We start from the raw sequence: 14,938 nt of genomic DNA, 5'->3' as shown, positions 1-14,938 counted from the left end.
CTTTCACCTCGTCTCCTCTTTACGCTCCTTTGCACGCAACTGTCCACAAGCCGCATCTATATCATGACCTTGTTCACGACGAATTGTAACATTAACTCCATTATTTTTAAGTACTTTTTCAAATGCAAAAATTTGTTCCTTTGGTGTTCTTACGTAATCTCTTTCAGGTACGTAGTTAACTGGAATTAAATTAACATGACACTTAACTCCTTTAAGTAATTTAGAAAGTTCTTCAGCATGCTCAACTTGGTCATTTTCACCACCGAATAAACCATATTCAAACGTTACACGTCTACCAGTTTTTTCAACATAGTAACGAACAGCGTCCATTAAATCCGGTAATTTGTATGCACGATTAATTGGCATTAATTTGGAACGCAACTCACTGTTAGGAGCATGTAATGAAATCGCAAAATTAATTTGAAGTCCTTCATCAGCAAAGTTATAGATTTTTGGAATGATTCCACTTGTTGATACTGTAATATGTCTTGCACCAATGTTAAGACCTTTATCAGAATTAACAATTCTTAAGAAATCCATTAAACCGTTATAATTATCAAATGGTTCACCTATACCCATAACTACGATTGAGCTAACTCTTTCTTCAACTTCATCGATAGCACGTTGTACTTCTAATACTTGTGCAACGATTTCACCTGCTTCAAGATTTCGTTTTAAACCACCAAGTGTCGATGCACAAAAAGTACATCCAATTCGACAACCTACTTGTGTCGTTACACATACAGAATTGCCATAATTATGTCTCATTAAAACAGTTTCAATCGAATATCCATCATGTAATTCAAATAAAAATTTCATAGTACCATCTGAAGAGGTTTGTTTCACTAATGTTTTTAATGTTGTTATAGTAAAATTCTCTTCAAGTAACATACGTAGCTCTTTTGGAATATTTTGCATTTCTTCAAAGCTTTCAACTCGTTGTACGTATAGCCAATTATAAATTTGCTTTGCACGGAAAGCCTGCTGCTTTTGCGCCTTTAACCAATCCTCTATATCACTCACTTTTAACGAGTAAATTGAGGGTTTATGAGTTTTTTCTATTTTGACTGAATTTGTAGTATTTTCTAATTTCAACGTTACACCTTCTTCCTTAATCTTGCAATAAAAAATCCATCCGTTCCAAAATAATGCGGTAGAAGCTGTACATACCCTTTTTGAACGGATTCATTTTCATTTAATTTTTCCGGAACATGATCAATTAATGAATGATCTAATTCATAATCTTTATGCTCATCTAAAAAAGCTTCGACTACATCAATATTTTCTTCATGTCCAACTGTACAAGTACTATATACTAAAGTTCCACCTGGCTTAACTAACTTTGAAGCTTCGTTTAAAATAGACTTCTGGACTCTTTGTAAATTTGTTACATCAGTAGCATTCTTTTTTAATAAAATATCTGGTTTACGACGAATAACCCCTAAACCAGAACATGGAGCATCTACTAATACTTTGTCAAATAATCTTCCTTCAAACTCTTCAGGTGCTTTTCTAGCATCTAGCGCTTTCGTTTCAATATTATCTAACCCTAAACGATTAGCTTGTTCTTTTATTAATTTTACTTTATGCTTGTGTAAATCTAATGAAGTAACTGATCCAGTACCGCCTAACAACTCAGCAATATGTGTTGATTTCCCTCCAGGTGCTGCACATGTGTCTAAAATATCTTCACCTTTTTCAACTCCAAGTGCTTGTGCAACTAACATCGAGCTTTCATCTTGAATTGAAAGGAAACCTTCTTTAAATGCTTTTGTATGAGCAACATTTCCTTTTTGGATTTCTATTGCAAATGGAGACAGTTTTCCTTTCTTAACTTGTACTCCTTCATCTTCAAGCATATTAAGCACTTCTTCTCTTGTTGCTTTCATTGTATTGACTCTTGCAGTTTGAAACGGTGGAAGTATGTTCTCTTCACAAATTTTTCTCGTTTCTTCTTCTCCAAATTCTTTTACCCATTGTTCAATTAACCATTTTGGATGATTGGTTTCTATTGAAAGCTTTTCAATTGGGTCCTTTATTTCATCAATTGATCGTAAACCATTTCTTTGAATATTTCTTAAAACCCCATTTACTAAAGAAGCAATTCCTTTATGTCCTCGCTTTTTAGCAATATTAACAGCCTCATTTAAAACTGCGTGAGGGGGAATACGATCTAAAAAATGCAATTGATATAATGAAAGTTTTATTAAAATATAAACCCATTCTTCTAATTTCTTCTGATTTTTTATGAATGGCTCTAAATAAAAATCTAATAATTGATCTCTTTGGATTGTTCCATAGATTATTTCTGTTAATAGTCCCGAATCAGCAGAAGATAAATCATTCTTTTGAATATAGTTATTTACTAACAAATTACTATACGATTGATTTTTATAAACTGAAAGAAGAGCCTCCAAGGCAATCTCTCGTACATTTTTACTCATGTTATTCTCCTAACTTCATTCCACGTTCAATAAAAGAACCTGCTCCATTAATATATTGCTTTGCTTCCATACGCTTTTTACCAGCAGGCTGTAAATCAGTAATTTTGATAGCCGTATGATTACCAGTTGCCACTAATATGCCATCGTTTAAAACATCAATGATTTCACCTGATGTAGAATTTTGATTCGTATTTACTTTTTCACCCCACCAAACTTTTAAAACTTCTCCGTTTAATGTAGTATAAGCTACTGGCCAAGGGTGTAAACCTCTTACGTGATTATAAATCTCTTCACCAGTTTTTGACCAATTTATTTGTTCTTCCTCACGCTTAATATTTTTCGCAAAGCTAACTTTACTTTCATCTTGCTTCACTGCAGTAATTTCACCTTTTAATAATGGTGGGATTGTTTCTGAAAGTAAATTCGCACCAGCAATACTTAATTTATCATGAAGCGTTCCAACGTGATCTTTTTCTTCAATTGGAACAACGACTTTAGCTAACATATCACCTGCATCCAACTTTTCAACCATATACATAATTGTTACACCAGTTTCACTCTTACCTTGAATGATTGAATAATGAATTGGAGCCCCACCTCGTAATTCTGGTAACAATGAAGCATGTACATTTATACAACCAAATTTAGGAGCTTCAAGAATATCTGTTGGAAGAATTTGTCCAAAAGCTGCAGTTACAATTAAATCTGGCTTCAATGCCAAAACTTTTTCTGTTTCTTCTGGCAGTCTAATTTTTTCAGGTTGTAATACTGGGATATTATGTTTTAAAGCCTCTACTTTAACAGGTGGTGGAGTTAGCACTCTTTTTCGACCAACAGGGCGATCTGGCTGAGTTACTACACCGACTACATCATATCCTTCTTCAATTAATCTTCTTAAAACAGGAACAGAAAAATCTGGCGTCCCCATAAAAACAATCTTTGTCATTTTTTTGCCTACCCTTCTAATTCACTTTCTTCATAGTATTTCGAGACTTTAGAAGTGAATAAAACTCCATTTAAATGATCAATTTCATGTAAAAGTGCACGAGCTAAAAAACCACGAGCTTCTATAATAAAATATTTTCCACGTTTATTTTGTGCTTTGATTTTTGCATAGCTAGGTCTTGTTACATCACCATATAAGTTAGGGAAACTTAAACAACCTTCCACATCAGTTTGCTCGCCTTTTGTTTCCATTACGATTGGATTAATTAAATCAATTCTTCCATTCTCATCTTCAACATCAACAACAGCTACTTGTTGCAGAATTCCAACTTGTGGAGCTGCTAAACCAACACCATCTGCTGCTAGCATTGTTTCATACATATTATTTAAAAGTTTTACTAAATTTTTATCAAATGTCGTCACTTTTTCACAAGGTGTTTCAAGAACTTCATTTGGATATTCTACTATTTTTAATAAAGCCAATTTCACAACTCCTATCTTGATTGAACGTTAAATTTAACTTCTAAAAACGACCTTTGTCTTATGCTTGCCTTTATCTAACCAGTCGCCTCCACTTTTCGCTATGTCTAGTTCCAGGCGTTAGCCCCTCGAGGTCATAAGTCAAAGTCCAATTAAGGTAAAAACCAACCTTAATCGGCCTTTGTCTTATGCTTGTCGGGGCTGAGCAAACGCCTTCCACTTTTCGCTATGTCTAGTTCCAGGCGTTAGCCCCTCGAGGTCATAAGCCAAAGCCCAATAAAGGTTAAAAACCAACCTTAATCGGCCTTTGTCTTATGCTTGTCGGGGCTGAGCAAACGCCTTCCACTTTTCGTTACATAAACATAGTAGGTTGAAAGTCGATTGTTAATTGTAGTTTGCTTTTGTCCGTTTCGTCTTGGTAGTATTGTTGGATTCGGTTTAGGACGTCATAGAGTGCAGGTTCAGATTTGTATTTTATCACACATTGGTAGCGAAAATGGTCTTTTATTTTTGCGATTGGTGATGCTACTGGTCCTAGTACAATTGATCCTTCTGATAAGTACTCTCTTAAATAGCCTGCAATTTGTTCACTTACTTTTACTGTTTTTATCAAATCATTATGTGCTATTGAGATTAACACTAAATAGTAAAAAGGTGGATATCGAAATGAACGTCTTATTTTCATTTCTTCTTCATAAAACGCAACATAGTCCTGTGTTTTAGCTAATTCAATACTATAATGCTCTGGTGAATATGTTTGTATAACTACTTCACCTGGTTTATCATGACGACCAGCTCTTCCACTTACTTGTGTCAATAAGCTAAATGTTCGCTCACTTGCTCTGAAATCAGGTAAATGAAGAGAACTATCTGCTGCTAAAACACCAACCAATGTAACATTTGGAAAATCAAGTCCTTTTGCAATCATCTGTGTACCTAGTAATATATCAGCCTCACCGTTTCCAAATTGCTTAAGCATTTTTTCGTGGGCACCTTTACGACTAGTTGTATCATTATCCATCCTAATTACTCTTGCTTCTGGGTAGGTTTTTGTAATAGCCTCTTCTACCTTTTGCGTTCCAGTTCCAAAAAATCGAATATGTTCACTTTGGCAAGATGGGCATTGTTTTGGCATATAGGTTTCATATCCGCAATAATGACATTTTAGATGATGATTATGTTTATGATAAGTTAAGGAAACCTCGCAATGGGGGCATTGAATCGTGTAACCACAATCCCTACACATTACAAACGAAGAATAGCCTCGACGGTTTAAAAATAAGATGATTTGTTCTTTCTTCTCTAATCGTTCAATTATTTTTTCATGTAAAGCTGTAGAAAACATCGTACGATTTCCGATTCTTAATTGTTCTCTCATATCGACTATTTCCACTTCAGGTAATGGGCCTTGATTAACCCTTTTTGACATTGTATTCAGTTCATAAACACCTTTGCTGGCTCTAGCAAATGATTCAAGTGTAGGAGTTGCACTTCCTAAAACAATCGGACAATGATGATATTCTCCTCTCCAAATTGCAATATCTCTTGCATGGTATCTTGGATGTTCATCTTGTTTATATGTTGTCTCATGTTCTTCATCAATGATGATCATGCCTATGTTTTCAAATGGTGCAAAGATTGCTGAACGGGCGCCAACTACTACCTTAACTTCTTTTCTTTGAATCTTTCTCCATTCATCATATTTCTCACCAATAGATAAACCACTATGTAGAACTGCAACATCATTTCCAAATCTACTTTTAAAACGTCCTACAATCTGTGGGGTAAGTGAAATTTCTGGTACTAATACGATTGCTTCTTTCCCAACAGATAGGACCTCTTGAATGGCTTGTAAATATACTTCTGTCTTTCCACTACCTGTTACGCCGTGTAAAAGATGAATCTTATTCTTTTTTTCATGGAATGAAGAAACGATTTGATCGAATGCAATCTGTTGTTCTTCTATTAATGGTAAAGGCTTAGAACGTTCAATTTCCCTACCCACATATGGATCACGATAAACTTCAACTGTTTTAATTGAAATTACCTCGTTTTTCTCCAATGTCTTTATAGGTGAATCAGTGATTCCAAGACATTCTTTCAACTCCTTCACACTTGTTTGTCCATTCATACGTAAGTATTCTATAATGTCTTTTTGTTGTGGAGATTTAATGACAGGTAATTCTTCGTCCAATACCTTTAATAGAGAAACTACACGTTCTGTTTTTTTATTTGCTTTATTTTTCACTTCATATTCAATTTCAAGCAATCCTTCTTTAATTGCTCTTTGAACTAATGAAATTTTACTAACAAGACTTTCTATTTCAGTCCATTCTCTTCTTTTAACGATTGAAAAAAGATTTGCTAATTCAGGGACTAGACGTTCTAAAGCTTCTTCAGATGTTACTTGAACATGTTTTTTATATACAGCTTTAATAGCAGTCGGAAGCATTGCTTGATATGCAGAAATGAAAAAACAAAGTGTTTTTTGAGATAGATAAGAACCTAAAAGAAGAAGTTCTTCTGTTAAAACTGGCATGACATCAAGAACTTCCTCAATTTCTTTTACCTTCTCTAAATTAGTCGTTTCTTTAATAGACAATACGAATCCTTGAACTTTCCTTGGCCCAAAAGGAACAATTACTCGCATTCCAGGTTGTATTGCATCCTGCCATCTAATTGGTACTTTGTAATCAAAAGGACGGTCTGTTTGTCTGACTGATACATCAACTAATACTGATGCGTATGTCATCTTTCTACCTCATTTAATAAGTGATGAATTTCAAGTAATATTTCTTCTGCTACTTCTTTTTTACTCATTTTAGGAAGTGGCTTAACTTCACCATTACGCTTAAAAATGGTTACAATATTCGTATCAGATCCAAAGCCAGCCCCTGCTTTTGTTACATCATTAGCTACAATCATATCAGCATTTTTCTTTAAAAGTTTACTTTTTGCATACTCATCTACTTGATCAGTTTCTGCAGCAAACCCTACTAAAATTTGATGTGTTTTATGTTGACCTAATGTTAGAAGAATATCCTTTGTACGTTTAAAAGCTATTGAAAGATCACCATTAGCTTTTTTCACTTTTTGATCATAAGTAATTGAAGGTGTGTAATCTGCAACTGCTGCTGTTTTTATTACAACATCCGCTTCATTATAATAAGACCAAATGGCTTCAAACATTTCCTCAGCAGACTCAGTTTGGATAAATTTACACCCTTTAGGTGGTGTTAAATTAGTTGGTCCAGAAACGAGAATAACCTCTGCTCCTAAAGAAACTGCAACTTCTGCGATACTATAACCCATCTTACCCGTTGAATGATTTGAAACAAAACGAACTGGATCAATTTTTTCAACTGTTGGGCCAGCAGATATAATAATTTTTTTACCTTTTAATAAACTAACATCACTTTGAAAATGTTCATTCACGATTTGAACGATTTCTTCTGGCTCTGCTAATCTACCTTTTCCAACATAGCCACATGCTAAATATCCTTCATTTGGCTCAATAAATCGTTGACCAATCTCTTTTAATATGTTCATATTCTTTTGAACAATTGGATGGTTATACATATTAACATTCATAGCTGGTGCGATCCAAACTGGTTTTGTTGCAGCCAGTAATGTTGCCTGAATCATTTCATCTCCAAGACCATTTGCTAATTTTCCAATTGTATTAGCAGATGCTGGGGCAACGATTATTAAATCAGGCCAATCACCTAAATCGATATGTGCAATTTTTGAACTATCTTTTTCATCAAAAGTATCTATATAAACATCATTTCTTGATAAAGCTTGAAACGTTAAAGGTGTCACAAATTTTGTAGCGGATAAGCTCATCATTACTTTAACGTCATATCCTGCTTGTACTAATTTACTTGTAAGTGCTGCTGCTTTATAGACTGCAATTCCACCTGTAACACATAGGAGAATCTTTTTTTGTTCCACTCACCTTCACCCTTTCAAATTTTATTCTTTCTATGTTATATGTCAAAAAATAGGTCTTTTTGACGTTCTATGTCTAAGATACCACAAATATGCTTGAAATAAATGTTATAGGCTTTTCTAAAAAAGCTCGTCATAGGCTTTTCGTCGATTAAATTTCTTGGCAATTTTATCACAAAAATAAGACTGCCCCCATTTCTAATCACCACGAAACTTTTAGGAGAGGTGTTAAACACCACGTTGTCCTTTTTAGTCATATGGATAATTAGCAAATGTTTTGGGACAGCCTCATCACACAGTTAAATATTAATCTTCTTTAACTTCTTCAAGTTTTCTATATGATAATAATCCAGCATTAATTTCTTCTAATGCTTTTCCTACAAATTTATCAGACACTGGTTTTTCAACACGAATATCTTTATTTACTTGCATTTCGCGAGCACGCTTTGAAGCAACTGTTACTAGCGTATATTTTGAGTCTAATTTTGTTAATAAACGGTCAATCGAAGGATATAACATAGTTTATTCGGCCTCCATCATTCTTTTATAATAATTTGCAACTCGTTCACGTTTTAAATGTTCACTTAAAATAATAGCTTTAATACGGTCACAAGCTAAATCAACTTGATCATTTTCAACTACATAATCGTAAGCATCCATCATTTCAATTTCTTCTTTTGCTGCATTCATACGATTCATAATTACTTCTTCAGTTTCTGTACCTCTTGTTACAATTCTATTTTGTAATTCTCTCATACTTGGAGGGGCTAAGAAAATAAAAATTCCTTCTGGAAAGGCTTTTTTTACTTGTAAGGCACCTTGAACTTCAATTTCTAGGAAAATGTCTTTTCCTTCGCTTAATGTTTTTTCAACATAATCAATTGGCGTTCCATAGTAATTACCTACAAACTCTGCCCACTCAAGAAACTTATTTTCATTTATTTTCTGTTTGAAATCTTCTTTTGATGTAAAGAAATAATCTACTCCATGTACTTCACCTTCACGAGGATTTCTTGTCGTCATCGAAATACTATATTGCAGATCTAAGTCCTTATTATCAAAAATAGCTTTACGCACCGTACCCTTACCTACTCCTGATGGACCAGAAAGTACGATTAATAAGCCTCTTTCATGCCTCATTTATGACCCTACCCTTCTAATTCTAGACAGTTTAATTTATTAAAGGTCAATCTATTGTTACTTCTTGTGTATTTAGAGTCAATTAATAAAAAATTAATTAGTCTTCTACTTCACATTGTTACCGGACCTTTGCAACTATAAACAAATCTTTTACATTATTCAATATTTTGAACTTGCTCTCTAATTTTTTCAAGATTATTTTTAATTTCAACAACTTGTTTAGAAATATCTAATGAGTTTGCTTTAGAACCAATCGTATTTACTTCACGATTCATTTCTTGTACGATGAAATCTAATTTTCGGCCAATTGATTCTTTTATTTGTAACGTTTCATTAAATAATTCTAAATGACTAGTTAGTCGAACTAATTCCTCAGATATGTCACATCGATCGGCAAAGAGCATAATTTCTGTTAATAATCTTTGCTCATCAATCGCTGTTAGTTCAACTTCCGCTAATTTCGATTGAAGTTTTTCACGATATGATTTCAAAACAAGAGGAGAATGCAAAGTAATCTGTTTTTTACATTCTTCAATTGCTGTTAATCTTTCTATTAAATCTTTTTTAAGTTGTCCACCTTCTTTGCACTTAACATCAAAAAATTGCTGACATGCATTTTCAGTAGTCGTTAATAATAATTCTTCAAAATTATCATTGATTTGTTCTACTTCACTTACTGTAGTAACTTCAGGTAGCTTTAATAAATCGATTGGATTATAAGAAGATTTATTTTGCTCTTCACCTGAAAGATGTTCAATCGCTTTTTTATATTGTTGAATTAAGCCTTCATCTATTTGTAACGTACGTTGTAATAAGCCCTCAATTGTAACAAAAACCTCAACTCGCCCTCGACTAGTATACTCAGCTACAATTTTCTTAATTGCATCTTCATATGCTAATAATTGCCTAGGCATTCGAACGATTGTCTCTAAGTATCGATGATTCACTGCTTTCATTTCAATATGTATTTTGTACTGTTCATTTGACAAAATGGCTTTACCATACCCTGTCATACTTACGACCATTGTTCCACTTCCAATACACTAATTTTCTCTCTAATTTATTTCCCAAATTTCATTCAATATGTAAAAGAGAAAAGGTAATAGAGCATACCTCTACTACCTTAAGGAATTATAACATATTTTAAATTGGTTATCCATTTTGTTCGTAAATTATTTTTTCTTAGTAAATAATGCTCCCGCAAGCATAAAAGTTGGAATTGATGATAGACCTCCAATTAAGAACCAATCTCTTGGTACAATCGGAATCGTTTTGAAAATAGGTTGTAATGGTGGATAGTAAATAACGACGAGCATTAATAGCATTGAAACGATCACAGCACCAATTAAATATAAATTTCCAAATACATTTCGATGGAAAATGGAACGCTCACTTCTACAATCAAACACATGAATCAATTGAGCTAAAACTAAAGTAGAAAAAGCAACTGTTTGTGCATATTCTAGTTGATTCGGATGTTGATTATAGGAAATAATGAAAGCTAATAGTGTGACAAATCCAATTAAAAACCCTCTTGAAATAATTTTCCATCCTAATCCTCTTGCAAAAATACCTTCTGTTAAGGAGCGGGGACTCCTTTTCATTACATCATCTTCAGCTGAATCAACACCTAATGCCATTGCAGGTAAACCATCAGTCACTAGATTTACCCATAGAATTTGTACTGGAACAAGGGGTAGCGGTAAGGCTAATAACATTGCAAACAACATAACTAAAATTTCACCAACATTTGAAGCTAATAAATAACGAATAAATTTACGAATATTACTATAAATATTGCGACCTTCTTTAATTGCAGATTTAATTGTCGCAAAATTATCATCTAGTAATACTAATGATGAAGCTTCCTTTGCTACATCTGTACCAGTAATCCCCATTGAAATTCCAATATCGGCTGCTTTAATGGCTGGTGCATCATTTACACCATCACCAGTCATCGCTACAATATGTCCATTCGCTTGAAGTGCTTTAACAATTTTCAATTTATGTTCAGGTGAAACTCGGGCAAACACAGCAGCATCTTCAACAAATTCCTGAATCTGCTCTACAGAAAGTGCATCTAATTCTTTACCTTCTACTACTCTACCGTTATCTCTTAAGATTCCTAGTTTTCTAGCAATACTAGAAGCAGTTAACTTATGATCCCCAGTAATCATAACCGTCCTAATACCAGCTTCTTTACATTCTTGAACGGCTTGTGCAACTTCTGCTCTAGGTGGATCAATCATCCCTTGTAAGCCAATAAAAGTTAAATTGCTTTCGAGTTCCCTTTCATCAATGATCGAATTTGGATTTAATGGTTTAAAAGCAATCGCAATCGTACGAAGTGCATTATTTGCATATGTTTCGATTATACTTTCAACTGAATTTTGTCTAAACGTATTTAATTGTTCTTCTCTTTCATGCCATAAAATTGTATTACATTTTGAAAGTAAGACGTCTGGTGCACCTTTTGTAATTACAAATTGTTCACCTGATTTATTTTTTACAACGACCGACATCATTTTCCGTGTACTATCAAAAGGAAGCTCATGTATTCTAGTAAAATTTGAATTGACGTATTCACGGTCAATCCCAGCTTTATAACCTGCAACAACAATTGCACCTTCAGTAGGATCTCCATCAAGTACGATTTCTTTTTTCTTTTGAATTAATTGTGCATCACTACAAATTGATCCAAATACAAGAGTTTGGAATAATTGTTTATTTAAAGTTGGATTAATCGTTCTCTCTTTATTTGTAAATTCTCCATCGATTGCATATCCGTTTCCAGATACTTCATAACTAGTTCCGCCCGACCAAATATTTGTAACAGTCATTTTATTTTCTGTCATAGTCCCTGTTTTATCTGAACAAATGACTGAAGCACAACCCAATGTTTCAACGGCTTGAAGTTTTCGAACGATTGCTTTCTTTTTAATCATCCGTTGCACACCAAGTGATAAAGCTACTGTTACAATTGCTGGCAAACCTTCTGGAATCGCAGCAACTGCAAGTGACACACCCGCTAAAAACATATGATATAATTCATTTCCTTGATAAACACCGATAAATACAACTAAAGCTGTTAAAAACAATGCTAAAACAATCAATATTTTACCTAATTGTTCTAATCGTCTTTGTAAAGGGGTAACAATGGTTTCAGTATTTTGAAGTAAATTCGCAATTTGACCCATTGCTGTTTTCATTCCTGTCGATACAACAACACCTTTACCATTTCCCCGCGTTACGAGTGTTCCCATAAAGCCCATATTATCTTGATCACCAATACCAATATCATCTACCTGTATGGATTCAAATCTTTTTTGAACCGGAACAGATTCCCCTGTTAGCGCTGATTCTTCTATGTATAAACTTGATGCTTCGATTATGCGAATATCAGCACCAATCCGATCGCCACTTGAAAACTTAATAATATCCCCAACAACTAAATCTCTTGAAGGTAGCTTAACAAATTGCCCATCACGCAAAACATTTACTTGTGGAGCAGCCAATTCTTTCAAAGCTTCCAATGATCTCTCTGCCTTAGCTTCTTGAAAATATCCTAAAATCCCGTTAATTAATACAATTGCCATAATCGCAACTGCATCTACTACTTCCTTTAAAAAGATTGATATAATCGTTGCACCTAATAGAACAAATACCATAAAGTCATTAAACTGATTTAAAAATAAAACGAGTTTGGAAGTTTTCTCTGATTCCCTTAATTCATTTGCCCCAAAAGTTGCTCGCCTTTTTTTTACCTCCTCATCAGTTAAACCGGAGGAAACATTTGTATTCGTTACTTGCACGACTTCTTCCGCTCTCATCCGATAAAAATTCATACCCGCGTTCACCCCTAATTATACATTAGGTAAGTTGTCCCCCTTACCTCTCATAAAAGCATATTCAGACTCGTCCAAATAAATGATATAATGATGAAAATAAATCTAGCTATTAACCAACTAGAACTGTGACAAAACCAATCAAGATATTGTATGATTGAAATCCATGAGAAATTTCTTGATTGTTTATTTAATGGATATGAGCCAGTTAAAGAATTATGTTGATTTAAAGAGTAGTAATTAGAAGTTAATTGGAATTTTAGGATAGTATTCGGGCACTCTGTAGTGGAACTCAACTTACTAATCCCCATTCATATTAAGTCACATTTAACATCTCATCGTTTTTTGATAATGATAAAAAATTTATAAATTTAAAAAATAAAAATAGTGTTTTTAAGAGTAGGACGTGATACATATGTCTTTTGACGGACTTTTTACAGGAGCTATGACAAACGAGGTAGCTTCTAAATTAACAACTGGAAGAATATCAAAAATTGTACAACCAAGTAACTATGAAGTACTACTTACTGTAAGAGCAAATGGTGCCAATTACAAACTTATAATAAGCGCTCACCCTAGTTACGCAAGATTCCATTTTACAAATCAAAACTACGATACCCCTTCAGAACCATCAATGTTTACAATGCTTTTGAGAAAACATTTAAATGGTGGAATTATTGAAAGCATTACACAATTTGAACACGAGCGAATTGTTAACATTAAAGTTCGTAGTAGAAATGAAATTGGTGATGAACAATACCGAACATTGATCATTGAACTAATGGGTAGACATAGTAATATCCTTTTAATTGATGAGGAAAGACAAGTAATTTTAGATAGTATAAAGCACGTACCGATGGCTGTTAACCGTCATCGAATTGTACAACCCGGTGCTACTTATATATCTCCTCCTAATCAAGAAAAACATGATCCATTTCAAGTCACTTCCAAAGAGGAATTTAATCTTTTAATTACTCAAAGTGATCAATCACCATCCGAAGCAATTGTTCAACAGTTCTCCGGAATCTCTCCATTGCTCGCAAATGAAATTGTCTATAATGGAAAAGAAGAAGTGTATAATTCATTTAAATCAATTATGAATGAAATACAATTAAAAAAGTTTACTCCTTCACTTTTCCGCTTAGAATCGAGAGAAATGTTTTATTTCATAAATTTATCTCACTTACAAGCCAAACAAACTGTTTTCGACAGCTTAAGTGAGCTGTTAGATGTTTATTACTTTGGTAAAGCTGAACGTGACCGTGTAAAACAACAAAGCGGAGACTTAGAAAAACTGTTACAAAATGAACTAACAAAAAATAAGAAAAAAATTAAAAAGTTACACAAAAGTCTTGAAGATACAGATAAAGCAGATAAAATTCAGTTACAAGGCGAATTGCTTACTGCAAATATGTTTGCACTACAAAAAGGTATGAAAGAAATAGAAGTAATTAATTATTATGATGAAAATGGTGCTACTGTGGTCATTCCTTTATCGCCATTAAAAACACCTTCTGAAAATGCACAAGCTTATTTCACCAAATATACAAAGCTTAAAAATTCAGTCGCTCATATTAAAGAACAAATTAAATTAACGAAAGAAGAAAATGATTATTTAGAGACAGTTATCCAGCAAATCGAGTCTGCTTCTCCTCGTGATTTAGAAGAAATTAGAGAAGAACTTGTGGAGACGGGTTATATAAGAAAGAAAAAATTGAAAAAAGCCCAAAAGTCTAACAAACAAAAAGTTACATTAGATGAATACATCTCTACGACTGGCGAACAATTATTAGTCGGTAAAAATAATAAACAAAATGATTATTTAACAAATAAACTTGCGAGTAGAGACGAGCTTTGGTTCCATACAAAAGATATCCCAGGATCCCATGTTGTCATTCGTGCTAAGAATCCTAGTGAAACCGCGATTAAAGAAGCAGCTATTATCGCTGCATATTTTAGTAAAGCACGACAATCAAGCTCGGTCCCAGTTGATTACACAGAAATTCGCCATGTCAAAAAACCAAATGGTTCCAAACCAGGTTTTGTCATATACGAACAAAACAATACAGTTTATGTAACTCCTGACGAAGAACTTGTTTTAAAATTGAAGAAGTAAAAAAATGGTGCCTATAA

Annotated in this window: 11 protein-coding genes; 1 reads left to right on the top strand and 10 read right to left on the bottom strand. The window is 33.6% G+C overall.

Going from position 1 to position 14,938, the window contains the following annotated elements; translation table 11 throughout:
• Window positions 1–3: 3 nt before the first annotated feature.
• From rlmN to RAH41_RS00010, 10 genes are all read right to left on the bottom strand, one after another.
• On the bottom strand, window positions 4–1,095 hold the full coding sequence (gene rlmN / locus RAH41_RS00055) for a 23S rRNA (adenine(2503)-C(2))-methyltransferase RlmN (RefSeq protein WP_248266390.1): 1,092 nt from the start codon (window positions 1,093–1,095) through the stop codon (window positions 4–6).
• Window positions 1,096–1,097: 2 nt separating this feature from the next.
• Window positions 1,098–2,444 carry a 16S rRNA (cytosine(967)-C(5))-methyltransferase RsmB gene (gene rsmB / locus RAH41_RS00050; RefSeq protein WP_331219705.1) on the bottom strand — a complete coding sequence of 449 codons (1,347 nt, stop codon included), beginning with the start codon at window positions 2,442–2,444 and terminating at the stop codon, window positions 1,098–1,100.
• Between the two features lies 1 nt (window position 2,445).
• Window positions 2,446–3,390, bottom strand: coding sequence for a methionyl-tRNA formyltransferase (fmt, locus tag RAH41_RS00045; RefSeq protein ID WP_331219704.1), 945 nt, complete (start codon window positions 3,388–3,390; stop codon window positions 2,446–2,448).
• Between the two features lie 8 nt (window positions 3,391–3,398).
• Window positions 3,399–3,872 carry a peptide deformylase gene (gene def, locus RAH41_RS00040; protein WP_331219702.1) on the bottom strand — a complete coding sequence of 158 codons (474 nt, stop codon included), beginning with the start codon at window positions 3,870–3,872 and terminating at the stop codon, window positions 3,399–3,401.
• 349 nt (window positions 3,873–4,221) lie between these two features.
• Window positions 4,222–6,621, bottom strand: a complete 2,400-nt coding sequence (gene priA, locus RAH41_RS00035; protein WP_331219700.1) for a primosomal protein N' — start codon at window positions 6,619–6,621, stop codon at window positions 4,222–4,224.
• Window positions 6,618–7,823, bottom strand: a complete 1,206-nt coding sequence (gene coaBC / locus RAH41_RS00030; RefSeq protein ID WP_331219699.1) for a bifunctional phosphopantothenoylcysteine decarboxylase/phosphopantothenate--cysteine ligase CoaBC — start codon at window positions 7,821–7,823, stop codon at window positions 6,618–6,620. The genes priA and coaBC overlap by 4 nt, the downstream gene beginning before the upstream one ends.
• 303 nt (window positions 7,824–8,126) lie before the next feature.
• A complete protein-coding gene (gene rpoZ / locus RAH41_RS00025) occupies window positions 8,127–8,339 on the bottom strand; it encodes a DNA-directed RNA polymerase subunit omega (protein WP_098808998.1) in 213 nt (70 codons plus the stop codon).
• Between the two features lie 3 nt (window positions 8,340–8,342).
• Window positions 8,343–8,960 (bottom strand): guanylate kinase, encoded by a 618-nt coding sequence (gene gmk, locus RAH41_RS00020; RefSeq protein ID WP_331219696.1) that lies wholly within the window; start codon window positions 8,958–8,960, stop codon window positions 8,343–8,345.
• Window positions 8,961–9,115: 155 nt separating this feature from the next.
• On the bottom strand, window positions 9,116–9,985 hold the full coding sequence (locus RAH41_RS00015; protein ID WP_331219694.1) for a YicC/YloC family endoribonuclease: 870 nt from the start codon (window positions 9,983–9,985) through the stop codon (window positions 9,116–9,118).
• 147 nt (window positions 9,986–10,132) lie between these two features.
• Window positions 10,133–12,805: a calcium-translocating P-type ATPase, SERCA-type gene (locus RAH41_RS00010; RefSeq protein ID WP_331219693.1), complete on the bottom strand. Its 2,673-nt coding sequence runs from the start codon at window positions 12,803–12,805 to the stop codon at window positions 10,133–10,135.
• Window positions 12,806–13,220: 415 nt separating this feature from the next.
• On the opposite strand from RAH41_RS00010, the gene RAH41_RS00005 reads away from it, so the two are divergent.
• Window positions 13,221–14,921 (top strand): Rqc2 family fibronectin-binding protein, encoded by a 1,701-nt coding sequence (locus RAH41_RS00005; protein WP_331219691.1) that lies wholly within the window; start codon window positions 13,221–13,223, stop codon window positions 14,919–14,921.
• The last annotated feature ends 17 nt before the right edge of the window (window positions 14,922–14,938 follow it).

The sequence above is a fragment of the Gottfriedia acidiceleris genome (assembly GCF_036421055.1).
Taxonomy (GTDB): Bacteria; Bacillota; Bacilli; order Bacillales; family Bacillaceae_G; genus Gottfriedia; species Gottfriedia acidiceleris_C.
The sequence above is the reverse complement of the archived record's forward strand: the minus strand, read 5'-3'. Positions and strand labels throughout refer to the sequence as shown.